This window comes from Janthinobacterium sp. Mn2066 (assembly GCF_049319705.1).
Lineage (GTDB): Bacteria > Pseudomonadota > Gammaproteobacteria > Burkholderiales > Burkholderiaceae_D > Janthinobacterium.
In genome coordinates this window covers 157,640-179,294 of record NZ_JBMOUF010000008.1, presented here as the reverse complement: position 1 = coordinate 179,294, position 21,655 = coordinate 157,640, and the positions used below count along the sequence as shown (strand labels likewise).

Annotated in this window: 24 protein-coding genes; 12 read left to right on the top strand and 12 right to left on the bottom strand. The window is 61.3% G+C overall.

Features of this window, described 5'->3' with window-relative positions; translation table 11 throughout:
* Positions 1 to 119: 119 nt before the first annotated feature.
* The 3 genes from ACL9RI_RS17075 to ACL9RI_RS17065 all read left to right on the top strand — a co-directional run bounded on the left by ACL9RI_RS17075 (position 120) and on the right by ACL9RI_RS17065 (position 2,283).
* Positions 120 to 752: a YbhB/YbcL family Raf kinase inhibitor-like protein gene (locus ACL9RI_RS17075; RefSeq protein WP_422727707.1), complete on the top strand. Its 633-nt coding sequence runs from the start codon at positions 120 to 122 to the stop codon at positions 750 to 752.
* A gap of 187 nt (positions 753 to 939) precedes the next feature.
* Entirely contained in the window at positions 940 to 1,617 is a 678-nt protein-coding gene (locus tag ACL9RI_RS17070) for a helix-turn-helix transcriptional regulator (RefSeq protein ID WP_422727706.1), read from the top strand.
* 45 nt (positions 1,618 to 1,662) lie between these two features.
* Complete coding sequence (locus ACL9RI_RS17065; protein ID WP_422727705.1) at positions 1,663 to 2,283, top strand: flavin reductase family protein; 621 nt, start codon at positions 1,663 to 1,665, stop codon at positions 2,281 to 2,283.
* 29 nt (positions 2,284 to 2,312) lie between these two features.
* Here ACL9RI_RS17065 and ACL9RI_RS17060 read toward each other — a convergent pair whose 3' ends face one another.
* Positions 2,313 to 3,227 carry a LysR family transcriptional regulator gene (locus ACL9RI_RS17060; RefSeq protein ID WP_422727704.1) on the bottom strand — a complete coding sequence of 305 codons (915 nt, stop codon included), beginning with the start codon at positions 3,225 to 3,227 and terminating at the stop codon, positions 2,313 to 2,315.
* A gap of 88 nt (positions 3,228 to 3,315) precedes the next feature.
* Here ACL9RI_RS17060 and ACL9RI_RS17055 point away from each other — a divergent pair, with 88 nt between their 5' ends.
* A complete protein-coding gene (locus ACL9RI_RS17055; RefSeq protein WP_422727703.1) occupies positions 3,316 to 4,494 on the top strand; it encodes an MFS transporter in 1,179 nt (392 codons plus the stop codon).
* Here the strand turns inward: ACL9RI_RS17055 and ACL9RI_RS17050 are convergent.
* The gene (locus ACL9RI_RS17050; protein ID WP_422727702.1) at positions 4,468 to 5,454 is read right to left on the bottom strand and encodes an AraC family transcriptional regulator N-terminal domain-containing protein; all 987 of its coding nucleotides are present in this window, start codon (positions 5,452 to 5,454) and stop codon (positions 4,468 to 4,470) included. The two genes, ACL9RI_RS17055 and ACL9RI_RS17050, sit on opposite strands and share 27 nt — an antisense overlap.
* 81 nt (positions 5,455 to 5,535) lie before the next feature.
* Here ACL9RI_RS17050 and ACL9RI_RS17045 point away from each other — a divergent pair, with 81 nt between their 5' ends.
* From ACL9RI_RS17045 to ACL9RI_RS17035, 3 genes are all read left to right on the top strand, one after another.
* Positions 5,536 to 6,618 carry an aldo/keto reductase gene (locus tag ACL9RI_RS17045; protein ID WP_422727701.1) on the top strand — a complete coding sequence of 361 codons (1,083 nt, stop codon included), beginning with the start codon at positions 5,536 to 5,538 and terminating at the stop codon, positions 6,616 to 6,618.
* A 141-nt stretch (positions 6,619 to 6,759) separates the two neighbouring features.
* Positions 6,760 to 7,284, top strand: coding sequence for a hypothetical protein (locus ACL9RI_RS17040; RefSeq protein ID WP_422727700.1), 525 nt, complete (start codon positions 6,760 to 6,762; stop codon positions 7,282 to 7,284).
* Between the two features lie 153 nt (positions 7,285 to 7,437).
* The gene (locus tag ACL9RI_RS17035) at positions 7,438 to 8,223 is read left to right on the top strand and encodes an alpha/beta fold hydrolase (protein WP_422727699.1); all 786 of its coding nucleotides are present in this window, start codon (positions 7,438 to 7,440) and stop codon (positions 8,221 to 8,223) included.
* Positions 8,224 to 8,276: 53 nt separating this feature from the next.
* Here the strand turns inward: ACL9RI_RS17035 and ACL9RI_RS17030 are convergent, their stop codons facing one another.
* The 6 genes from ACL9RI_RS17030 to ACL9RI_RS17005 form a co-directional block, all read right to left on the bottom strand.
* Complete coding sequence (locus tag ACL9RI_RS17030) at positions 8,277 to 8,783, bottom strand: hypothetical protein (protein ID WP_422727698.1); 507 nt, start codon at positions 8,781 to 8,783, stop codon at positions 8,277 to 8,279.
* Positions 8,784 to 8,790: 7 nt separating this feature from the next.
* Positions 8,791 to 9,267 carry a GNAT family N-acetyltransferase gene (locus ACL9RI_RS17025; RefSeq protein ID WP_422727697.1) on the bottom strand — a complete coding sequence of 159 codons (477 nt, stop codon included), beginning with the start codon at positions 9,265 to 9,267 and terminating at the stop codon, positions 8,791 to 8,793.
* Positions 9,268 to 9,397: 130 nt separating this feature from the next.
* Positions 9,398 to 10,033, bottom strand: coding sequence for a hypothetical protein (locus ACL9RI_RS17020; RefSeq protein ID WP_422727696.1), 636 nt, complete (start codon positions 10,031 to 10,033; stop codon positions 9,398 to 9,400).
* 208 nt (positions 10,034 to 10,241) lie between these two features.
* Entirely contained in the window at positions 10,242 to 10,421 is a 180-nt protein-coding gene (locus tag ACL9RI_RS17015; protein WP_422727695.1) for a hypothetical protein, read from the bottom strand.
* 3 nt (positions 10,422 to 10,424) lie between these two features.
* The gene (locus ACL9RI_RS17010) at positions 10,425 to 11,408 is read right to left on the bottom strand and encodes a ribonuclease Z (RefSeq protein WP_422727694.1); all 984 of its coding nucleotides are present in this window, start codon (positions 11,406 to 11,408) and stop codon (positions 10,425 to 10,427) included.
* A gap of 33 nt (positions 11,409 to 11,441) precedes the next feature.
* Positions 11,442 to 12,956, bottom strand: coding sequence for an amidohydrolase family protein (locus ACL9RI_RS17005; RefSeq protein ID WP_422727693.1), 1,515 nt, complete (start codon positions 12,954 to 12,956; stop codon positions 11,442 to 11,444).
* Between the two features lie 184 nt (positions 12,957 to 13,140).
* On the opposite strand from ACL9RI_RS17005, the gene ACL9RI_RS17000 reads away from it, so the two are divergent.
* The 3 genes from ACL9RI_RS17000 (at position 13,141) to ACL9RI_RS16990 (ending at position 16,126) form a co-directional block, all read left to right on the top strand.
* Positions 13,141 to 13,515 carry a hypothetical protein gene (locus ACL9RI_RS17000; protein ID WP_422727692.1) on the top strand — a complete coding sequence of 125 codons (375 nt, stop codon included), beginning with the start codon at positions 13,141 to 13,143 and terminating at the stop codon, positions 13,513 to 13,515.
* A gap of 122 nt (positions 13,516 to 13,637) precedes the next feature.
* Positions 13,638 to 15,476 carry a lipid A export permease/ATP-binding protein MsbA gene (gene msbA / locus ACL9RI_RS16995; RefSeq protein WP_422727691.1) on the top strand — a complete coding sequence of 613 codons (1,839 nt, stop codon included), beginning with the start codon at positions 13,638 to 13,640 and terminating at the stop codon, positions 15,474 to 15,476.
* A gap of 128 nt (positions 15,477 to 15,604) precedes the next feature.
* Entirely contained in the window at positions 15,605 to 16,126 is a 522-nt protein-coding gene (locus ACL9RI_RS16990) for a MarR family winged helix-turn-helix transcriptional regulator (protein ID WP_422727690.1), read from the top strand.
* On the opposite strand, the gene ACL9RI_RS16985 is transcribed toward ACL9RI_RS16990, so the two are convergent.
* The 3 genes from ACL9RI_RS16985 to ACL9RI_RS16975 form a co-directional block, all read right to left on the bottom strand.
* Positions 16,116 to 17,453, bottom strand: a complete 1,338-nt coding sequence (locus ACL9RI_RS16985; protein ID WP_422727689.1) for a chloride channel protein — start codon at positions 17,451 to 17,453, stop codon at positions 16,116 to 16,118. The genes ACL9RI_RS16990 and ACL9RI_RS16985 overlap by 11 nt on opposite strands.
* Positions 17,454 to 17,588: 135 nt before the next feature.
* Complete coding sequence (locus ACL9RI_RS16980; RefSeq protein ID WP_422727688.1) at positions 17,589 to 18,035, bottom strand: cupin domain-containing protein; 447 nt, start codon at positions 18,033 to 18,035, stop codon at positions 17,589 to 17,591.
* 124 nt (positions 18,036 to 18,159) lie between these two features.
* On the bottom strand, positions 18,160 to 19,077 hold the full coding sequence (locus ACL9RI_RS16975; RefSeq protein WP_422727687.1) for a LysR substrate-binding domain-containing protein: 918 nt from the start codon (positions 19,075 to 19,077) through the stop codon (positions 18,160 to 18,162).
* A gap of 95 nt (positions 19,078 to 19,172) precedes the next feature.
* Here ACL9RI_RS16975 and ACL9RI_RS16970 point away from each other — a divergent pair, with 95 nt between their 5' ends.
* Both ACL9RI_RS16970 and ACL9RI_RS16965 read left to right on the top strand, forming a co-directional pair.
* On the top strand, positions 19,173 to 20,186 hold the full coding sequence (locus ACL9RI_RS16970) for a zinc-binding alcohol dehydrogenase family protein (RefSeq protein WP_422727686.1): 1,014 nt from the start codon (positions 19,173 to 19,175) through the stop codon (positions 20,184 to 20,186).
* A gap of 98 nt (positions 20,187 to 20,284) precedes the next feature.
* A complete protein-coding gene (locus tag ACL9RI_RS16965; protein ID WP_422727685.1) occupies positions 20,285 to 20,668 on the top strand; it encodes a c-type cytochrome in 384 nt (127 codons plus the stop codon).
* Positions 20,669 to 20,704: 36 nt separating this feature from the next.
* On the opposite strand, the gene nhaR is transcribed toward ACL9RI_RS16965, so the two are convergent.
* Positions 20,705 to 21,604, bottom strand: coding sequence for a transcriptional activator NhaR (gene nhaR / locus ACL9RI_RS16960; protein WP_422727684.1), 900 nt, complete (start codon positions 21,602 to 21,604; stop codon positions 20,705 to 20,707).
* Between the last annotated feature and the right edge of the window lie 51 nt (positions 21,605 to 21,655).

The following is a 21,655-nucleotide window of genomic DNA, read 5'->3' as shown; positions in this document are numbered from 1 at the left end:
ATCAAATCCAATCAAATTGACTGCCAATGTTGCTATGTTGATCGGAATGGTCAATTTATTCTGGTGGATGTTGCTTATAATTTTGTTTGTTCCCTCCACGATATAGCGAGCCAGTCCCCATGAAATTGAGCAGCCAGAGCTTTTCCGATAACGCCATCATTCCGGGCGAATTTGCTTTTGCGGTCATTGATCCGGTGACCCACGTGGCCTTATCCAGCAACCGCAACCCGCACCTGGCCTGGAGCGATGTGCCTGCCGGTACCCAATCGTTTGCCTTGATTTGTCACGACCCTGACGTGCCGGGCAGTGGCGAGGACGTCAACCAGGAAGGGCGGGAAGTGCCAGCATCGCTGCCCCGCGTCGATTTCTTCCACTGGCTCTTGCTCGATATTCCTGCTGCTGTCCGTGAGATCGCTGCCGGCAGCCATAGTGATGGCATGGTAGCGCGCGGCAAAGCCGGTCCCGCGGCGCCTGGCGGCTTGCGTCACGGCATCAATGACTATACCAACTGGTTTGCGGGCGATGAGCAAATGAGCGGTGACTATCACGGTTACGATGGTCCATGTCCGCCGTGGAACGATACGCTGGTACACCGCTATGTGTTCACGCTGTACGCACTTGATCTGCCGCAGATCGCCGTCAATGCCCCCTTGACTGGCGCTAATGTACGGGACGCGCTCGCCGGTCACGTGCTGGCGCAAGCCAGTCTCACAGGCACCTACACCCTGCATCCCCGTTTGCAAAAGAACTGAGATGCGTGCAGGTAGATGAACGATGACAGATAGCGGCCAGGGAGAAACGATACTGTCTTTGCCATCGGGCAATCTCGTCGCTCGCGGGGGCTTGTGCACGCTGGTCCAGCCGTGCTTGCGCCGGCCACAGCACGCCCGCGGTTTCAGGTTTTTTGACGTTACCTTGCTGCTGGTGACGTCAGGCCAGATGAGCATCGACAACGGTGAAACTTCGTTGGCCTTGCAAGACCCGTTGACGCTGGTGGCAATGGCGCAAAACGCGAGCGCGGACATCCGGAAAATCCCGGGTGGCGAGACGCAGACGTTTCAATCCTTGCTGCTGGCATTCGCGCCGGAAGTGGTGCTTGAGTTTCACCGGCGTCATGCGGACGCCATGCCGACATCGCCAGCCGTGGTACACGGCCGCCAGCTGGTGCTCGATGTGGACCTGGCCGATACCCTGGATCATTGCCTGCGCGGCATGTCTTCAACCAGCATCGGCGAGCGCGAGCAAATGCACAGACTGGTCGGCTTGCTGCTGGCCCTGGCCGAGCGCGGCTGCCATTTTTCCCGGCCCTCGACGCAACAGATTGCGGACCGTCTCAGGCGTATTCTTGCCGACGCACCGGCGTTTCCCTGGACGACTGCCAAGGCTGGCCGGGAGCTTGCCATGAGCGAAGCGACCTTAAGGCGCCGGCTGGCGGCTGAAAATTTACGTTTTGAAAGCTTGCTATTGGATATACGCATGCACCACGCGATGACCTTGTTGCAGACCACCAGGTGGAATCTGCAGCACATTGCTGAAGCGTGCGGATACCGCGCCAGTGCACGATTCTCCCAGCGCTTCCGCGAGCGTTTCGGATGCCCGCCTTCGCAGGTGCGCTGAATTGATGATGTAATTTGATGATGTAATGGAGATGGCAGAAAAAACATGACAGAAAACAAGCATTTTTATGAACCGTCCAAAGGCCATGGATTGGCGCACGATCCCTTCAACGCCATCGTGGGGCCGCGCCCGATCGGCTGGATCGCATCGCATTCAGCCAGCGGCGTGCTGAACCTCGCGCCCTACAGTTTCTTCAACGCCTTTAACTACACCCCGCCCATCATCGGTTTTGCCAGCGTCGGCCGTAAAGACAGCTTGAACAATATCGAGCAAACGGGGGAATTTGTCTGGAACCTGGCAACCCGTCCCCTGGCCGAGGCCATGAACCTGAGTTCCATGGCGGCCCCGCCCGAGATCAACGAGTTTGAACTGGCCGGCCTCACGCCTGTCCCCGGGCGTATGGTCCAGGTGCCGCGCGTGGCAGAAAGCCCGGTGGCATTCGAATGCCGCTGTAGCCAGATACTGCAGCTGGCCAGCGCTGACGGCGATGAAATTGCCACCTGGCTAGTACTGGGTGAAGTGATCGGCGTGCATATCGACCAGGCCTTGCTGAAAAACGGCAGCTACGATACGGCGGCTGCCCATCCTATCCTGCGTGGCGGGGGACCGGCAGACTATTTCGAAGTCACCAGTGAGTCCCTGTTCCAGATGCAGCGGCCACGCTAGGCGCTCTCATCTGGCGACAGTGTTGCAGATCATAAATCCTGCCCGGCCTCGTCCATCAACCGTTCCCGTAACCACCGGTGCCCCGCATCATTGTCGCTGCGCGGATGCCAGGCCATCGACAGGGTGAAGCCCAGCTTGGCCAGGGGCAGGGGGAAGATGTCGAGCGTGTCGGTAAAGCGGTTCAGCAGGCACAGGGGCAGGGCGCAGACGTAGTCGGTGCTGGCCAGCATCAGCGGCACCAGGTTGTAGGTGGGCACGGACAAAACGACCTGGCGCTGCATGCCCAGCGCGGCCAGATGCGCTTCGATGAAGCCATGGAAGCCGCCGCTGTTCGAGACGATCACGTGCTGCAGCGCGCAATAGCTGGCCAGGTCGGGCGGGGCCGTGCCGCGCGGGTGGCCCTTGCGCTGGGCCATCATGAACACGTCGCTGATCAGTTCACGGCTTTTCAAGGCGGGCGGCAGGAAACGCGCGCCGGCGATCAGCACGTCGATCTCGCCGCGTTCCATCTGGGCCACCACTTGCTCCGGGTCGGCATTGCGGAACGCCAGGCGCAGGCCGGCGTTATGCTGCGCCTGCAGGGTGCGCGCCAGGCCCAGCCCCAGTATCGCGGTGGCATTGTCGTTGGCCGCCACGGTGAACGTGCGCTGGGCGCTGGCCGGATCAAACACGGCTGGTTCGCGCACGGTTTTTTCCAGGCCCAGCAGCGCCTCGCGCAGCGGCACGCGCAATTGCCGGGCACGCTCCGTGGGCACCATGCCGCGCCCGCTCTCGGACGGCAGCAGCAGCGGGTCGCCCAGCAAGTCGCGCAGGCGGACCAGTTGTGCCGACAGCGCGGGCTGGCTGATGTTCAGGCGCGATGCCGCGCGGGTGACGTTGGCTTCTTCCAGCAACACGTCGAGCGACACCAGCAAGGCCAGGTCGGCGCCTCTCATATCGATCATGGTTATACCTCGAATATTAACAATCGATTTCAAATATACCAGTGATGGCGCCATCATGCTGGTATCGCGTCCTCCCTTCGAGATCATCATGACTGACCGTTCCACCGCACTCATCCTCAGATTGCTGAGCTTTTCCTTTTTTGCCACCGGCACGGCGTCGCTGTCGGTGGTGGGCGCCTTGCAGGAAATCGCCGCCTCGCTGGCCATGCCGCGCAGCGCCGTGGCGATGCTGGTGGCCGTGTTCGCCGTCACCTTTGCCATCAGCGCGCCCTTGATCCAGGTATTTGCCGGCCACTTGCCGCGCCGCAGCTTGCTGCTGGCCGGCCTGGCCACCGTGGCCTTGGGTGCGGCCGGCTGCGCGCTGGCGCCCAATTACACGGTACTGGTGCTGGCGCGCATCGTCACGGGACTGGGCATGGCGGCCGTCACGCCCGTCGGTTCCTCGCTCGGTTCGACCCTGGTGCCGCCCGAGCGCCAGGGCCAGGCGCTGGCCATCGTGTTTACGGGCATGACGGTGGCGTCGGTGGTGGGCGTGCCCTTGTCCGCCTGGATCGCCCATGCGCTGGGATGGCGGGCGATGTTCGGCTTGATCGCCTTGCTGTCCGTCATTTCCGGCGTGCTGCTGGCGCTGCTGCTGCATGACCGATCGGCAGGGCAGGCAGTGCAGCTGCGCGATTTGTTGACCGTGCTGCGCCGGCGCGACCTGGCCAGCGCGCTGGCCGTGATGGTGCTGGGCCTGGGCGGCCTGTTCAGCAGCTACACCATGATCACGCCCATCCTGCATGACAAATTCGGCGCCGGCCCGCAAATGGTGTCGATCGCCTTGCTGATGTATGGCCTGGCGGGTATCGCCGGCAACCAGGTGGCGCGCAAGCTGGCGATGCTGTGGTCGGCCGAACGTTCGCTGACGATGTCGCTGGCAATGATGATTGTTGCCTTCGTGGTGTTGGCCGTCACGCCAGGCTGGCTGCTGGTGGCGCTGGCCACCCTGGTGCTGTGGGCGCTGGCCGTCGATATTTTCTTGCCGGCCCAGCAGCGGCGCATGGTGGAGCTGGCGCCGCAGTGGCGCGGCCTGGTGCTGGCGTTGAATTCCTCGTGCCTGTTCATCGGCATGGCGCTCGGTTCCTCGACGGCCGGCAAGGTGGCGCCCGTGTGGGGGCTGGACGCCTTGCCGCTGGTGTCGATTGCCATGGTGGTGCTGGCATTCGCGGCGCTGGGCTGGTCGCGCTCTGCGCGTGCGTCACATCTGTCTGCCTGTACGCTCTAAAACGCCGGTGGCCCGCAGCTGGACGCTGTCGCGGCCCGGTGGCGCGCCAAATAAACGGCTGTATTCACGGCTGAACTGCGAGGGGCTGTCATAGCCGACGCTGTAGCCGATGGCGGCCACGTCGCCGGGCTCCTGCATCAGCCGCACGCGCGCCTGCTGCAAACGAATTTGCTTTTGATACTGCAAGGGACTCATGGCGGTCACGGCGCGGAAGTGGCGGTGGAACGATGACACGCTCATCGCCGCCAGCCGGGCCAGATCTTCGCTGCGCAGCAGTTCGGCATAGTGTTCGCGTATCCAGCGGATGGCCCGGCCGATGTGCGACAAGCGGCTGTCGGCCATGCCGATTTGCCGTATCGCCACACCCTGTTCGCCCGACAAGAGCCGCCAGTGGATTTCACGTTCGATCATGGGCGCCAGCACGGCGATGTCGCCAGGCTGGTCAGCCAGGTGCAGCAAGCGCAGCACAGCATCGAGCAGTGCGGGCGTGGCGTTGCTGACGTGCATGCCGGACATGCTGGCGGTGGCAGTGGTCGTGCTGTGCGGCACCTCCAGCAGCAAGGAGGCGATGATGGCCGGTTTCAAGTTCAGGCCGACGGCCAGGAAGGGCGCGTCCGCGCTGGCCTCGGTAATGCAGCCGCAAATCGGCAAATCGACGGAGGCCACCAGGTATTGTCCGGCGCCATAGTCATAGGTGCGCTCGCCCAGTATCGTTTGCTTGGCGCCTTGCGCCACCAGCGCAAAGACCGGTTCCGTCATATGCTGGGCCGGTGGCGTGGCGCCCTCGGAGGCATACACGTGTACGCCGTCCAGGGCCAGTGGCGCCGGCCATAGACGGGCTTGGCGCTGGATCAGGGCGCGTAGTTCGGTCAGTTTATCCATGCGTTGATGGTAGTCCCAGGCTGGCGCAAACGGCAAGCTTAAATCGCTGGCGCGGCGGCAATTGAGCGGATCGTGCAAGACTCTGCGCGTTACCGGCTAGTGCGCGCAGGCTGCCCGGTGGTTAGATGGAGGCTTCACCATCACCATCAGGAGTACACCATGTCGCTCGATTCCTATATTACCCTCGGCCATTCCGGCCTGCATGTCAGCCCCTTGTGCCTCGGCACCATGACCTTCGGCGAAGATTGGGGCTGGGGTGCCAGCCCGGCCGAATCGGAAGCCATCCTCAGCGCCTACCTGGAGCAGGGCGGCAACTTTATCGATACGGCCAACCTGTACACGAATGGGCATTCGGAAAAAATCATCGGCGACTTCTTTGCCAAACGCAAAGGCCGGGACCGCAGCGTGATCGCCACCAAGTTCTTCGGTAACCTGCATGCGGGCGACCCGAACGGTGGCGGCAATGGCCGCAAGGCCATCATCGAGCAGTGCGAAGCATCGCTGCGACGCCTGCAGACGGACTATATCGACCTGTACTGGATCCATAACTGGGAGCCGAGCACGCCGATCGAGGAAACCATGCGCACCCTGGACGATCTGGTGCGCGCAGGCAAGATCCGCTACATCGGCATTTCCGATGCACCGGCCTGGAAGACGGCGCAGGCGCAAACCATCGCGCAATTTCGCGGCTGGGCGCCGCTGATCGCGCTGCAACTGGAATATTCGCTGCTGCAGCGCACGGTGGAAGGCGAATTGATGCCGATGGCGCGCGAATTGAAGCTGGGCGCCATGCCCTGGAGTCCGCTCAAGGGCGGCTGGCTGTCCGGTAAGTATACGCGTGAAAATGCCGGCGTCAGCCAGTCCGAGCGTTCCAAGCTGGTCGGCGCTTCGCCGTCGGAACAGGAATTTCTCGTGATCGATGTCGTCAAGGCCATCGCCGCCGAACGCCAGGCCAGCCCGGCCGCAGTGGCGCTGGCCTGGGTGCAGGGCCGCGCCGGCGTGGCGTCCACCCTGATCGGCGCGCGCCGGTTAGAGCAGTTGCAGGACAACCTGAGTTCATTGACGCTCAAGCTCACGCCTGAGGAGATCGCCAGGCTGGACCAGGTCACCAAACCGGCGCTCAACTTCCCGGCCGACGTCAACCAACACCTGGCGCCGATGCTGGCGTTCGCGGGCGCCACGGTCGACGGCCGGCAAACCACGGCGCTGCCATGGCTGACGGCGAGCAGCACGCGTTATTAATATTATGCAATAACAGGTGCAGGGGCGATCTTTCCGATACGCCCCTGTTGCGTATTGCGACATGGCTGGTCTTGCTCTGCTTATTTTTTCATATTGTATTTGCCCATAATATTTCCATTGGGAAATTTTTAGAATTACAATATGGATATTATTTATGACGGAGCATGTATGTTTGATCAGTTTAAAAAAGCCATTGTTGCATCGGCCTTGTTGTATATCGCGGGTGCATCAGCAGTGCATGCTGCAGAAGAAAAGCAGTATTTGATGACGGCAGTGCCAGGTAAGGAAGTCTGTGCGGCAGATACGGCCAGTGAGGCAAAAGTGTGCGTTACGGGAGGAAGTTTCTCGCACGATGTCTATACCTTGAAAATCAAGGGCGCCACCGTACTCAAAGGAATTGATGACCAGTTATCGGCGGGATTGAGCGCTAGCCACCAAGGTCAAAAAATCGCATTTGTTTGTGAAGCCCAGAACGTTTATCCCAAGGACACTCCGGAAGCCACGCTGGCGGAAGTGCAAAGAGTGATGCCCAATTCGCCGGCAGAGAAAATCAAGGGTATCGCGGAGTTGCTTACGCCGGGCCCGATGGGCATGGAAATCGGCCGCTTATGCAAGGCCAGCAGCAATGGCCAGCCTTTGATCACCGTGCAAGTGATGTTTGACTGATGCGGATTGCCAGCCCTGATGCCACCTGATTCTTTCATATGGACGGGCTGTCATTATTTTGTCATAAGCGTGTCATGCTTCTGTTGCCGGCGCGCTTGCATACTGTCCTTACTCGCTGACTTATTTCAAAGCTCAACTCTCAAGGACACCATCATGCAAGCACGTTTTATTTCCGCCGCGGTTGCCAGCGCTGCCTTTCTCTTCGCTTCCACCAGCGCCATGGCGCAAGGTACCGCCACCGCGCCGACCGCCAATCCGGTTGTCGCCAAGAATGTGGTGCTGGTGCACGGCCTGTATGCCGATGCATCGAGCTGGTCGGAAGTGATTCCGCTGCTGCAAAAGGCTGGCCTGCACGTGACGGCCGTGCAAAACCCCTTGCGCTCGCTGGCGGACGACGCCGAAGCGACGCGCCGCGTGCTGGCGCTGCAGGACGGTCTGACCGTGCTGGTGGCGCACTCGTACGGCGGCATGGTGATCAGCGAAGCCGGCACCGATCCGAAGGTGTCGGCGCTGGTGTACGTGGCGGCGCGCGGCCCGGATGCCGGTGAAGATTACGGCGCGCTGGCGGCCAAGTTTCCGGCCGCGCCAGCCAGCGCCGGCCTGGTCAAGACGCCGGACGGTTATGCCCAGTTGAGCGAACAGGCTTTCCTGCATGATTTTGCAGGCGACCTCGACAGCGTCAAGGCGCACACCCTGTACGCCGTGCAAGGCCAGGCATCGCAAGCGATCTTTTCAGCCCGCACTACCCAGGCCGCCTGGAAGGTCAAGCCCAGCTATTACGCCGTCTCGACGGAAGACCGCACCATCAATCCGGACTTCGAGCGTTTCATGGCCCAGCGCATGCATGCGCAAACCATCGAAGTCAAGGGCAGCCACCTGGCGCTGATTTCCCATCCACAGGAAATCGCCAACCTGATCGAAAAGGCTGCCGGGCTGTAAGTGGCAGTCAGGGCTGGCCTCCTGATGCCCTGATGGCGACAGGAGGCAGCAACTTAATGCGCGGCATGGATGGCGGCGACCAGCTGGTCGAGCGGCACCAGGCCATCGCCATCCTTGGCCAGCGCGTGCACGGGCACGCGGTTAATTTCCCGCATGTCCGCTGCCTTGAAATACGCTTTCCCATCACGCATGAGCAACGGCGCCCAGGTCGCCACGCCATCGACGGCATGCACCAGGATCAGTTCTTCCTTGACGGGAAAGTTGAGCTTGCCCCATTCGCCCGTGCGCGACTTGAAGCTGAGCAAAGGTGTCTCGCTGGTTGCCAGGTAATCCGTTACCACCTTGACGGTGGCAGTCTGGCATCCGCCTGCGTTGGAAACGCAGACATGGCTGACGCCATTCTTGTCGGGGCCAGTATCTGCGGGGCACATCGGCGGGCAGTCGCCCACGCCCGAAGGCTGCAGCGTCAGTTGCTGTACCTGGCCGGCGAACAATAATTCTGTGGCGCCAGCGGGGGCGGCCAATGCCAATGACAGCGTGGCAAGGGAAAGCAGCTTCATGATGTGATCACCCGTTGGTGTTGTATCGATATTCCAGTACTTCATCATCGTACTGGTCCGTTTCACCGGTGGACGTCCAGCCCAGATGGCGATAAAAACCGTAGGAACGCGATTGCGGATCGCTGGAGCAGCCGAGGAACAGGCGCGCGTGGCCTGCTGCGCTCAGCTCGGCCATCACCTTGTCCAGCAAGACCTTGCCGATACCGAGTCCCTCGGCTTGCGGCAGCAGTGCCAGCACGACGATCTCGCCGCTTTCACGGTCGCCAAAGCAGTAGCCGAGCATCTGGCCGTCCTGATGGCAAACCTGTCCGGGCAGATTGCCGGATGCAATCATTTCTCCCCACGACGCTGCCGTGATGCCCAGTTCGGCCAGGCGCTCCTGGCCGATGGCGTTTTGCCGGGTCTTGCCGCGCAGGTTGATATAGGCTGGCGTGTCGTCGGCGCGGCCAGGGCTGAAGCTCAGCGATGCAGGGAGTATCGTCATATGCTCGTGTATGTGTATGTATCAGGAGGCTGTTAAGAGACCAATGCTGAACTTTGTCGCAGTACCGAACGAAGGCCATCCAGTACTGCGGGGAGGGAGCTGAAACGGGAAGTGATAGATTGCTGCCATGTCAGCCATCAAAGTTACATCGGCTTGCCCAATCTTTTTTAGCCGTTCTCTCTCGACATGCTTCTGTTTTTTCCTGTTTGGTAAACTCAAACTCTACATTGACAACCAACTTCTCGTTGTCAGACAGGTTGGCATAAATCCCTCTTTTTGTCCAAGAGACATATGGCTGCATATCGCTGTCATTGAAGCCCGATTTTTCAGGCTTGCCATATTTTGATATGTAGCGCTGCAATGGAATCGGAGATTCTGGAACCCAGCGCAACCACCGTACAGCAAGCGCGTTGTCGTCAGTTTGATCCGCAAGTTTTTTCCAGGTTGCAGATAATGGTTCTTTTTCAGATGCGTTCGTATTGGAAGACTCTTCTTCTCTGGCTTCCAACTCAAATTTTCTGAAGGTCGGACGATAATCGTTGAATGCAATGTACAGGGTGCCGGGGAATCCCTGCCCTGAAAGCTTGTAAAACCCATCTTCTTTGGTAACCCATGCGGCAGGAACTGTTTTTATGTCAGCCTTTGGAAATAATTCCTTTACCTTCGCGAGTGAATAACCATGTTTTATCCCCTGGAATACCTCCGCATTCGCATGCGCAAGAGCGAGAGACAACAGGGCCGCCAAAATAAAGCGAAATTTATTCATATCGAACTTTTATTATTTATTGAAAAACATATTTTATAGCCGCATTGATGTTTGTTCAAACGATAATAGGTGATTTGTGGCGTCAAGAATCGATCTGATTGGTATGGGCAGCGTATGCGCACGCTGCTTGATGGGGCGGGGACTCTGATGCGTCATATCGTTATGCAAGGACGTATTGTGTTTGGCGGTACAGGCTTGCTGTCGATGCTCATGTTTTTGCGTCCGGTTCCGCCAGCAATTCTTCCAGCACCGTGATGGCGCCGCCGATGCGTTGTAGCGTGGTTTGCAGCTCGCGTTTTTGCGTTTCCAGCTTCTGGAGCTGTTGTTCGCCTTGTGCCTGGTTGCGTTTCAGTTCGCTCAGGCGCTGCTCTATCATGTGTTTGTCCACTTGCTATTCTCCTTTGGTCTGGTGTTCAGGGGGAGGCAGCTTCTTCAGCACACCTGCCGCATCGAGTTCATAGGTGTCAAAATCGCGTGCCAGGAACAAGCTGCCGGTGTAGTGCTGCCTCGCTTCCGCCTCCAGTTCCGCCATGCCGGCCGCGTGGTGGTAGCGTGCGCTGAAATGCGTGAGGATCAGGTTCGGCAACTGGCTGGCGGCGGCAAATTGCGCCACCCGCTGCACCGAGCTGTGGGTGGGGCCGGGGCCGACTTTTTGCAGCATGGCTTCCGTGTAGGTGGCTTCATGCACCAGCAATTGCGCACCGGCGCAGGCGTCCGCCAGCAGCGAGGGCGTGTCGTTGTCGCCGCCGATGACGATGGTGGCCCGCTCGGTCTGCGCGATGCGGAAGTCGCTGGCTAGCAGGATGCTGCCATCGTCCTGTTGTACATCAATGCCTGCGTGCAATTGTCCCCAGGCCGGGCCGGACGGCAGGCCGCGGACCTGCAGGGCGGCCTTGTCCAGTTTCCACTTGCTGCTTGTCAGCGCAAAGCGGAAGGCCACGCTGTCGGCACGGTGCGACAGGACGTGGCGGCTGATGGTCAAGCCCGCTTCCTGGTGCACGGTTGCGCTATCGTTGACATCGATATGGATCAGGGGATACGTCAAAAACAGTTCCGTATGCAGCAAGGTGGCATCGATCCAGGCCTTGATGGCAGGCGGCGCGATCAGGATCAAGGGCCGCTTGCGGCCCGTCATGGACGCGCTGGCGAGCAAGCCCGGCAAGCCGTAGCTATGGTCGCCATGCACGTGCGTGATGCAAATGCCGGCCAGGTCATGCACGGACAGGGGAATACGCTGCAAGCGGTGCTGGGTGGCTTCGCCGCAATCGACCATCCACCAGTCGCGGCTGGTGGCGGGCTGCACGGCCAGCGAGGTGACGTTGCGGTAGCGGGTGGGCACGCCAGAAGAGGTGCCGAGGAAAGTCAGTTTGAACATGCCGCATATTATGCGGCAGGCGCTCGTACTTGGCTATCCGCCAACTGGTTGCGCGCCCAGCTTGTCCTTGTAGATGCGGCCGTTTTTCATGATCAGCAGCAGGTTTTGCTCCGGCTGCGCGAGGAAATCCAGGTTTTTCGTCGGATCGCCATCGGCCACCAGCAAGTCGGCCAGCGCGCCCACGGCCAGCTTGCCCAAGGGGCCGGCGTAAGGTGAGCGTGCTCCCGACAAAGCCAGCAGTTCGCCATTCTGGCCGGTTGCCTGGGCCAGCAAGGTCAACGGGTCGTAAAAACGCGTCAGCTTGGCCAGTTGCCGCCCCTGCGTGGGCGTGATCTTGGCATTGAACAGGATATCGGTGCCCCAGCCCGTCTTGATGCCGTATTTTTGCGCCAGCGCGTAAGCGTGCACCGTGCCCTCGGAAACGATGCGCTGGCTGGCCCTGCGCGCCGCATCGGGATAGACATTGCTGTCTTCGTCTTGCAGGAATGGCTGCAAGCTCCACCAGACGCCGCCGTCGCGCATCATGCGCGCGCTGTCGTCGTCGGCCAGCTGGCCGTGTTCGATGCTGCGCACGCCTGCGCGGATGGCGCGCTGTATGCCTTTTGGGGTGTAGACGTGGGCCATCACATAGGTGCCCCAGTCGGCAGCCGCGTCCACCCCGGCGCGCAGTTCGCGTTCCGAGTATTGCGTGCTGTCCAGCGGGTCGTACAGTGACGCCACGCCGCCGCCGGCCAGCATCTTGATTTGCGTCGCGCCCAGCATCAATTGCTCGCGCACCCGTCGTAACACTTCCGTTTCGCCATCGGCGATCATGGCCACGCCCACCGATTCCACCGTGCTCAAGGGGGCGTTGGCTGCGCGCGGCACTTCCGAGCGCAGGCGGAAGTCGCCATGGCCCGAAGTTTGCGAAATCATGGCGCCCGAAGGAAAGATGCGCGGACCGATTACGATGCCTTCATCGATGGCGCGCTTGAGCGCAAACGCGGGGCCGCCCGCATCGCGCACGGAAGTAAAGCCGCGCAGCAGGGTGCGCTGCGCTTCCTGCGCCGCCACCAGATACAGATAACCGACATCGGAAGTCATCGCCGTGGCCTGGTTGATGCCGGCCAGCATGGTGTGCCAGTGGGCGTCGATCAGGCCCGGCATCACCAGCTTGCCCTGGCAATCGATGATCTGCGCGCCTTCGATCTTTTCACCGGCCGGCGGCAGGGCGGTGATGATGTTGCCCGTCACCAGCACGTTGAGACCCGCGCGCGGTGGCTTGCCGCTGCCGTCGAACAGGCGCAGATTGGTCAGCAGCAAGGGCCGCTGCGGCGCCTGCGGTTGCTGGGCGATGGCATTGCCGCTGGACAACCCCAAAAAGGGCGCCAGCATGGCGGCCGTGCCGCCGAGGAACTGGCGCCGCCGCATGTCCGCCATCACCCGCTGGTACAGGATATTGAAGACGGTGCCGCCGCAATCGCAGGCGCGCGGTTTTAATCTGCCCGTCTGCCAGGCGCTGGCCAGTGCCTGTTCTGTTGTCGTCAATGCAGTCTGAATCAGTGCCATGGCGATCATCCCTTATGCCGGTGTATTGGAGCGCTCATTGAAAGCCGCACGCTAAGCGGAGTCAAGCGTGCACTTGCTTTACGAAAACAAATATAGAATTGACACGTGGTCCGCCATGCTGGACCCGCATGCCGTTTGCAGCAGAACGCCTGATGATGCTTAATCGAGGAGATCACGCATGTTCATGAAAAACTGTCAAAAAATTACCGCTGCGCTGTTGCTGGTCGCCGCCAGCGGCACGGCTGGCGCCGTGGGCCTGGGTTTTCTGGCTGAAACGCCGATGGCTTATCTGAATAAATACGACAGTCCCGCCCTGACCAAGGCGGCCACGCAGGCGCTCAATGAGCAGAAAGATGGTGAAACCAGACAGTGGAGCAATGAAGGCTTGCGCAATTCCGTGCGCATCCATGCCGACATCACGGCCAGCGGGACGGAAAAGACCGATACCCAGGTGTGCCGTACCTTGCAGCTGGCCTTGACGGCCAAGGGGCAGGACCAGACGCTGAAATTGAAACTGTGCAAATCAGGTAGTGAAAACTGGAAAGTGGCGAAAACCTGATCGTTCCCTTAGCTAGGCTGTTGTATCGGGAGGCTGATTCCTTTGCTGGCCTGGAGAGTTTCTTCTAGGGAAACCCCGCCACGCGTTAAAATCACGCTTTCCCTTTTACCATTGTCACCTCCATGCAGCAGAGCCGCCGATTGTTTTTCCGCCTGGTCAGCCAGTTTCGCCGTTACGGCGCGATTGTCGCCGCCACCTTGCTGGCCGTGGGCGTGGCGTCTGCCACCGACGTGCTGCTGATACGCCAGTTGCAAAACGTGGTGGACGCCATGCGCAGCACCGCCACGGTACACGCTGCGCCGGTGACGGGCATGATGGCCACGCTGCAAGGCTGGGTGGACCGTATCCTGCCCACGCATGCGGGGCAAACGGAGCTGTGGGTGATCCCGGCCACCATCCTGGGCCTGGCCGTCTTGCGCATGGTGTCGAGCTTTGCCGGCGACTACGGTTCCGTATGGCTGTCGAGCCGGGTGCAAGCCGATTTGCGCGAGCAGATGTTTGCCACCATCATGCGCTTGCCCAGCCGCTTTTTTGACACCACCACCACCAGCGTGACGCAATCGCGCGTGGCTTTCGACGCCAGCCAGGTATCGCAGGCGGGCTTGAACGTGCTTAACGTGATGGTGCGCGATTCGGTGGCCACCATCGGCTACCTGGTCTTGCTGTTCAGCATAGATGTCAAGCTGGCCATCTTTTGCATGGCGTCCCTGCCCATCGTCGCGCTGGTGGTGACCCTGGCCGGGCGCCGCATGCGCCATCTGAGCAAGAGCGCCCAGCAAGCCGTGGGCGAACTCACTTCCGTGCTGGACGAAAGCATCGGCGGCCAGCGCGTGGTGAAAATCTTTGGCGGCCAGCAATATGAAAAGAAACGTTTCCTGCGCGTCGTCAAGCTGAACCGCCAACTGGCCGTCAAGCATGCGTCCACCTCGGCCGTCAATTCCGGCTTCATCATGATGCTCGTTGGTATCACCTTGTCGTCCGTGATTTATTTCGCCATGCTGCGCGCCCAAAGCGGCGCCATCACGCCCGGCGCCTTCGTCGCCTTCATGGGTGCGCTGATGGCCATGCAGTCGCCCATCAAGAACTTGACCAAAATCAACGAACCGCTGCAGCGTGGCCTGGCGGCGGCCGAATCCGTCTTCACCCTGATCGATACGCCGGTCGAACCCGATCCGGGCACGGCTGCGCCAGTGGTGGTGCAGGGTAATCTGTCCTTGCAGAATGTGAATTTCCGCTACAGCGACGATCCCGATGCGCCAACCGCACTGAACAATATTGTGCTCGACATCGCGGCCGGCGAAACGGTGGCCCTGGTGGGCGGTTCCGGCGGCGGCAAGACCACCTTGCTGGGCTTGCTGCCACGCTTCTACGACGTCAGCAGCGGACGCATCCTGCTCGATGGGGTCGATCTGCGCGATTACGAATTGCTGGCCTTGCGGCGCCAGTTTGCCCTGGTCAGCCAGGATGTGATCCTGTTCAACGATACGATGGCGGCCAATATCGCGTATGGCGATCCGGCGCCGGACCAGGCCCGCATCGAGTCGTGCGCGCGCGCCGCCTATGCCCATGATTTTATCGAACAATTGCCGCAGGGATATGCGACGCCGGCCGGCCAGAACGGTTCGCGCCTGTCTGGCGGCCAACGCCAGCGCCTGGCAATCGCCCGCGCGCTGTACAAGGATGCGCCGATCTTGCTGCTCGATGAAGCGACCAGCGCGCTCGATACCGAATCCGAACGGCAAGTGCAGGCGGCGCTGGAAGTGCTGATGCGCGACCGCACCACCATCGTCATCGCCCACCGCTTGTCGACGATAGAAAGCGCCGACCGCATCGTCGTGATGCAGGGCGGCCAACTGGTGGAATCGGGCAGCCATGCCGCCTTGCTGGAACGCAATGGCGCCTATGCGCGCCTGCATGCCAGCCAGCTGTCGCGCGAGCCGGTTACGCCGGGCAGTGTCTGAGCCTGCGCTGGCGGGAAAAGTATCGGGCCGTGCGACCCCTTGATGCCGGTGCCATGCTCCTGAGGCAGCATTGCAGGTATCATGCGGGTTTGCGGCCCGGAGGGGCGGCATAATCTCGGGAGACAGTGGTGATAGAACGCGAAGCGTCGGCAACGGTCAATGTGGCGCCTGGTCCAGGCGAAGTGGAACGGGCGCGCAGCCTGGCCTTGCAAAACATGCGCGTGGTCATGCGCGCGGCGCAGCGGCACTCGGCGCAGATCGAGAAGCAGTGTGGCGTGTCCGGTGCGCAATTATGGGTGATGCAGGAGCTGCACGACCAGCCGGGCCTGCGCATGGGCGAACTGGCGACGAAAATGTCGCTGCACCAGACTACGGCCAGCAACCTGGTCGATGCGCTGGTAAAGAAATCCTATGTGCGCAAGGCGCGCGACCAGCCCGACCAGCGCGTCGTCACCCTGACCTTGACGGAGCAGGGCCAGCTCGTGATCGCCGATGCGCCGCAGCCGGCGCGTGGCTTGCTGCCCAGCGCGCTGGCCCAGCTCGATGCCGCCAGCCTGGCGCAGCTGAACCAGGGACTGACGGCCTTGCTGGCCGTCGTCACGCCCGATGACCGCCAGGCCGGCATGCAGCCGTTTACCTTTACGATGTAGTTTGCGATGTCGACGGTTGCGGCAATCGCTGCAACTGCAATTGCGCCAGCGCCCCATACAGCGGCGGGCTCAGCACGCGCGAGACCGTGCTGGCGACCACCGCGCAGGCCATCAGGCTCAGCACCATGCTGTGGCCATCGACCATTTCCATCACGATGATGAAGGCCGTCAGTGGCGCCTGCGTGGCGGCCGCCAGGAACCCCACCATGCCCAGCGCGATCAGGGCTGGCGCATACGGGTACTGTAACAATTGCGCTATGTCATGGCCGATGCCGGCGCCGATGGCCAGCGAGGGGGCAAAGATGCCTGCCGGCACACCCGACCAGACGGTCAGCCAGGTTGCCACATACTTGAAGCCGACAAAGGCGGCCGGCATGCTGGTGTCGCCCGCCAGCATGGCCCGCGTGGCGCCCGTGCCGCTGCCAAACGTGGCGCCGTGGCTGGCGATGCCGATGGCCGCCACCAGCAAACCGCAGACGGCGGCAAACAGTACCGGGTAGCGGCTGCGCCAGCCCGATAATTTGCCCAGCGGATTGCCGCGTGCCGAGGCTAGCAGCAAACGCGAAAACAGGCCGCCCGCCACGCCCGCCACCAAAGTCACCAGCAAGCCGGGCAAGGCCAGCGCCATGGCGATGGGGCCGGGGTGGATCACGCCGAAATGCGTGGCGTTGCCGCTAATCGACACGGCCATCAAGCCAGCCAGCACGATGCCGGCCACGATCAGGCCACTATTGCGCTGTTCCGGCGTGCGCGACAATTCCTCGATGGCAAACATGACGCCCGCCAGCGGCGTGTTGAAGGCGGCCGCGATACCAGCCGCGCCGCCCGCCACCAGCAGGGAATGGGCGCTGATCTGCGTGTGGCGCGGCAAGAGGCGGCGCGCCGCCAGCATCACGCCGGCCGCGATCTGCACGGACGGACCTTCGCGCCCCAGCGACAGGCCACCCAGCATGCCGCCCGCCGTCAGGACGATTTTGCTCAGACTTAATTTCAGCGAGACGAACAGGGAACGGTCGGCAGGGCTGACGGCCGGGTCCAGCGCCGCCATCACTTGCGGAATGCCGGAACCGGCAGCGCCCGCAGCATGGCGGCGCGTCAGGCAGACGAGTAGCGCTGCCAGGGCAGGCGTCCACAGCAGGACCAGCCACCAGGCCTTGGCATTGAAATGCAGGAACAGGTCGAGCGCGCTTTCTGCCAGCCAGGTAAAGCCGACCACCACCAGGCCGGCGATGGCCGCCATGCCGATCACGACGGCGCGCGTCCACCACAGGCGCGGGTTGGCAAACTCATGCTTGAAAGCAGAAGGGATATCGTGCAGGTGTTTCATTGCGGCAAGTCCTGAAGGAGGCGCGCTGGGCGTCGGGGAGACTTGCGATTATAAACCTATATTTGGGCAAATGTATTTTGCTGGGGCTACTTTATTACTTGGCGCTCAGGGATCCCGGCGGCTATCGCAAAGCCGTCAAGGCAGCGGTTTTTCAGACAGGGGCATGCCTTTTTGTCCCGCATAAAACACGATCAGCACCACCGGTTCGTCGCCCGTCAAGCCACGATGGACTTCGCCGATGGTTTCATTGACCACTTGCCCGGGCTTGAAGACCATTTTCTGTCCATTGTCCTTTTTTTCCAGCGTCAACTCACCGGACAGGATGTAGCCGGTATTTTCCATCGGATGGGTATGCCAGGGCAGTTCCGAGTGGGCGGGGATGGTGATTTTCAATACCGTGACTTCCGGCGTACCCGTGGGGTAGGCCGTGTATGCTTCGCCATCCCAGGCGCTGCTGGTCTTCGACAGGGTCTCGACTTTGACGGCGGGCGCGGACTCTGTTGCCTGCGCGGTGCCCATCGCCAGCCATCCGGCGATGACCAGGGTGACGACGGTTCCTGCTTTCGATATCAAGCGCATCATTCAGTTCCATGGTTGGTAAGGTTGCCGCGAGGCCATGACCGCGCCTGCTTGCAGCGATACAATCATATAGAAACTATTTTCCGTAAGAAATATCTGCTCTGGCAATAATCAGCCGAAAGAGTGCTTATTTTTCGATACTGCGCAACAGACTTCCCGCTTCGGCAAAAAAATCGATCAAGGCACGCACTTTCGGCGCCAGATGCGGCCCCGAAGGCCATAACAGCCAGCAACTGTGGGCTGGATGGTCGTGCACGGCGTAGGGCGCCAGCACTTCGCGCAGGCTGCCGTCGGCCAGCGCCGCGCGCACATGGAAGTGGGGCAGCCAGGCCAGTCCCAGGCCGCGCTGGGCGAAGTGCAAGCGCGCTTCCAGGTTGTTGCATACCATCGACAGGGGCAGTTCCAGCGGTGGCGCATCTTCTTCCAGGCGCAATTGCCAGGCTTCGATCTTGCCGCTGTGGCGGAAGCGGTAATGCAGGCAGGCATGCTGCTGCAGCTCGGCGGGGGTGAGCGGCGTGCCATGACTGGCCAGGTAGGCGGGCGAGGCCACCACGCAGGAATGGAACTGGGCCAGCTTGCGGGCGGCCAGGCGCGAGTTGCGCGGCGCACCGATGCGCAGCACGGCGTCGAAGCCGTCGCCCACCACGTCTGCCAGCCCATCGCTGAAGTCAAGCTCCAGTGCGATGGCGGGATGCTGTTCGGCAAAGTCGGCCAGCACGGGCAACAGGAATTGCCCCAGTTCCGGCAAGCCCAGGCGCAGCTTGCCTTGCGGCGTTTGATGGCCGGCCAGCTCCTGCTGGGCCGCCTGCATTTCAGCCAGGATGTGTTCGCTGCGTGCAAGAAATAGCTTGCCTTCCGCCGTCAGGCTCAGCTGGCGCGTGCTGCGCTGGAACAGGCGCACGCCCAGGCGCTGCTCCAGCCGGGCCAGGCTTTTGCTGACGGCCGAAGGCGAAATGCCCGCTTGCCGGGCCGCCGCGACAAAGCTGCCGGCCCGCGCCAGTTGCACGAACAGGGACACGCCGGACAAGTTATCAGTGGTATGCATTCATGACAGTTTGGTCAGTAGTAAAACGCATTGAAGCATATTTTTCTTTGTTGCGCAGCGGCTTACCATGGGTTTTTTACATGGAGATAGTCTTTATGAAGAGCATAGCTTTCAAGCTGGGTAGCAAGGTGGATGATCCCGATTGCCTGTTCGATACGACAGTCGACATACCTGTGCCCGGACCGCGCGACGTGCTGGTGCGCGTGCACGCCGTGGGCGTCAATCCGCTCGACGCCAAGGTGCGCGCGGGGTTGGTACCGGTGCCGGACACGGTGCGCACCTTGGGCTGGGATGCGGCGGGCGTAGTGGAAGCGGTCGGTAGCGAGGTGAGTCTGTTGCAACCGGGCCAGCGCGTGTATTACGCGGGTTCATTTGACCGCACGGGCAGCCATGCCGAATACCAGCTGGTCGATGAGCGCATTGCCGCCGCCATGCCGGCCAAGCTGAGTTTTGCGCAGGCCGCTGCCGTGCCGCTGGCGGCGCTGACGGCCTGGCAATTGCTGTTCGAGCGCTTTGAAATCAAGCCAGGCGACCGGCAGCAGCGTGCTTGCCTGCTGGTGCTGGGCGGTGCGGGCGGCGTGGGTTCGCTGCTGATCCAGCTGGCGCGCCAGTTGACGGGTTTTACGGTGATTGCCACCGCATCGCGCCCGGACAGCGCAGACTGGTGCCGCAGCATGGGCGCCCATCACGTGATTGACCACAGCCTGCCTCTGGCAGCGCAGGTCGCTGCCTTGGACGTTCCTGCTGTGACACATATTGCCGCCTTGTCGAATACGGCGCAGCATTATGCGGCGCTGGCCGAGATCATCGCGCCGCACGGCAAGCTGGCTGTCATCGATGATCATCAGCAATTCGATGCGGCTCCGCTGAAAGCCAAGAGCGTGTCGCTGCATTGGGAAATGGTATTTACGCGGCCCTTGTATGGCACGCCGGACATGATCGAGCAGCACCACATCCTGCAGCGGGTGGCGCGCTTGCTGGAAGAGGGCGTATTGCGCAGCACTCTGCAGCAGCGGCTGGCGCCAGGAGCCGCCAGCCTGGCGCTGGCGCACGGCATGATCGAACGTGGTGGTGGCTGCGGGAAAATCGTGTTGGCAGAAGAGGATTAAACCGGGATTAGTGGCACAATGCCGGCCGGTCAGCTGGCCTCTCGCGGGTGCGAGGGGCTTTGCTGTCGCTGCAGATCCGATTGATGCCACAAGACCATATGACAATGAAAACAGTATTCATCGCGACACTCGCACTCTTATCGCTGATGCAAGCACCCCCATCGCTTGCCGATAATGCCAATGGGAAAAAACTCTATATGCAGCGATGCGCCGTATGCCACGGAGCAGATCTCAGGGGAACCGGGCCCCTGGCGAACAAAAGCACTCCTCCGACCCCTGACCTGACGACGTCCGCCTTCAAAAAACGCCTGCATGATTATCCGGGCGTGATTGTGTCGTCAGTCATACTGCGTCCCAATGGCGACTTGATACCCAAAACCCTGCGCGAGAATGGCGTCAAGCTGGCGCCATACGCCTGGCGGGTGCAGGATTTTCGTGATTTGCATCAATACATGAGTGCCGTGATTGTAAAGAACCGGTGATGTCCCGCAGCCATTCCAGGCTTGCTTGCAAACAATCTATGCAAACAGCTCGCGCCGCGCACTCTGGCTGATGGCCACCGTGGCCGGGTGGCGCAAACGGCGCTCGGTGGTGATCGCGTACACCTGCTCCACCAGGCTGTCGACCTGGCCCAGCGCCACCACCGCGTATTGTTCGCAGACCTGGCGCGCGATCACGGTGGGAGCAAAGAACAGGCCGGCGCCGGACTGGCCAAACGCCTGCATCATGGCGCTGTCGTCGAATTCGCCAACGATGCGTGGATGCAAGTTGTTTTCGCCCAGCCACTGCAGCAAACGGCCGTAGATGGCATAGTCTTCGCCCGGCAGCAGCAGCGGGGCGCCATCCAGGCAGGCGGGAAACTCGCCCGGCAAGCTGGACGCCAGGGCCGCCGTGCCAAACACGGTCATGCCGCTTTCTCCCAATAAATGGTTAAAACCGCGCACGCTCAGGTGGGCCGGCATGGGGCGGTCGGCGATGATCAGGTCCAGCCGGTGCACGGCCAGGTCCGCCAGCAGGCTGGCCAGCCTGCCTTCGCGGCAAATCATGCGCAGCGGTTGATCCAGGCTCAAGGCCGGTTCCACCAGGCGGCAAGCGATCAGTTTCGACACGGAATCGGCACAGCCGACGCGGAACGTGGTGGTGCTGGTGCGCGACTGGTCGCGCACGATTTCCAGCAATTCATCGCCGGTACTGAAAATGTCTTCGGCATGGCGCAGGATGCGCCGGCCCGTATCCGTCAATTCCAGCTTGCGCCCGTTGCGGCGAAACAATTCCACGCCCAGGGTCTCGGCAAAGTCGCTCAGCTGCCCGGAAATCGATTGCGGCGTCAAATGCAACTGTTCGGCCGCGCGGGCGATGCTGCCCGTCCTGGCCACCATCCAGAAATAACGCAAGTGCTTGAAGTTGAGCGTCGACATGCTGTTCCCCCGGTTTTAATACATCGATATTTTCGATTTATGTCTTCATTA

Excerpts from the sequence above, each read along its gene's own strand:
- ACL9RI_RS17075 (WP_422727707.1), top strand. The coding sequence starts at position 120 with ATGAAATTGAGCAGCCAGAGCTTTTCCGATAACGCCATCATTCCGGGC.
- ACL9RI_RS17070 (WP_422727706.1), top strand. The coding sequence starts at position 940 with ATGAGCATCGACAACGGTGAAACTTCGTTGGCCTTGCAAGACCCGTTG.
- ACL9RI_RS17065 (WP_422727705.1), top strand. The coding sequence starts at position 1,663 with ATGACAGAAAACAAGCATTTTTATGAACCGTCCAAAGGCCATGGATTG.
- ACL9RI_RS17060 (WP_422727704.1), bottom strand. The coding sequence starts at position 3,227 with ATGATCGATATGAGAGGCGCCGACCTGGCCTTGCTGGTGTCGCTCGAC.
- ACL9RI_RS17055 (WP_422727703.1), top strand. The coding sequence starts at position 3,316 with ATGACTGACCGTTCCACCGCACTCATCCTCAGATTGCTGAGCTTTTCC.
- ACL9RI_RS17045 (WP_422727701.1), top strand. The coding sequence starts at position 5,536 with ATGTCGCTCGATTCCTATATTACCCTCGGCCATTCCGGCCTGCATGTC.
- ACL9RI_RS17040 (WP_422727700.1), top strand. The coding sequence starts at position 6,760 with ATGGATATTATTTATGACGGAGCATGTATGTTTGATCAGTTTAAAAAA.
- ACL9RI_RS17035 (WP_422727699.1), top strand. The coding sequence starts at position 7,438 with ATGCAAGCACGTTTTATTTCCGCCGCGGTTGCCAGCGCTGCCTTTCTC.
- ACL9RI_RS17030 (WP_422727698.1), bottom strand. The coding sequence starts at position 8,783 with ATGAAGCTGCTTTCCCTTGCCACGCTGTCATTGGCATTGGCCGCCCCC.
- ACL9RI_RS17025 (WP_422727697.1), bottom strand. The coding sequence starts at position 9,267 with ATGACGATACTCCCTGCATCGCTGAGCTTCAGCCCTGGCCGCGCCGAC.
- ACL9RI_RS17020 (WP_422727696.1), bottom strand. The coding sequence starts at position 10,033 with ATGAATAAATTTCGCTTTATTTTGGCGGCCCTGTTGTCTCTCGCTCTT.
- ACL9RI_RS17010 (WP_422727694.1), bottom strand. The coding sequence starts at position 11,408 with ATGTTCAAACTGACTTTCCTCGGCACCTCTTCTGGCGTGCCCACCCGC.
- ACL9RI_RS17005 (WP_422727693.1), bottom strand. The coding sequence starts at position 12,956 with ATGGCACTGATTCAGACTGCATTGACGACAACAGAACAGGCACTGGCC.
- ACL9RI_RS17000 (WP_422727692.1), top strand. The coding sequence starts at position 13,141 with ATGAAAAACTGTCAAAAAATTACCGCTGCGCTGTTGCTGGTCGCCGCC.
- msbA (WP_422727691.1), top strand. The coding sequence starts at position 13,638 with ATGCAGCAGAGCCGCCGATTGTTTTTCCGCCTGGTCAGCCAGTTTCGC.
- ACL9RI_RS16985 (WP_422727689.1), bottom strand. The coding sequence starts at position 17,453 with ATGAAACACCTGCACGATATCCCTTCTGCTTTCAAGCATGAGTTTGCC.
- ACL9RI_RS16980 (WP_422727688.1), bottom strand. The coding sequence starts at position 18,035 with ATGATGCGCTTGATATCGAAAGCAGGAACCGTCGTCACCCTGGTCATC.
- ACL9RI_RS16975 (WP_422727687.1), bottom strand. The coding sequence starts at position 19,077 with ATGCATACCACTGATAACTTGTCCGGCGTGTCCCTGTTCGTGCAACTG.
- ACL9RI_RS16970 (WP_422727686.1), top strand. The coding sequence starts at position 19,173 with ATGAAGAGCATAGCTTTCAAGCTGGGTAGCAAGGTGGATGATCCCGAT.
- ACL9RI_RS16965 (WP_422727685.1), top strand. The coding sequence starts at position 20,285 with ATGACAATGAAAACAGTATTCATCGCGACACTCGCACTCTTATCGCTG.
- nhaR (WP_422727684.1), bottom strand. The coding sequence starts at position 21,604 with ATGTCGACGCTCAACTTCAAGCACTTGCGTTATTTCTGGATGGTGGCC.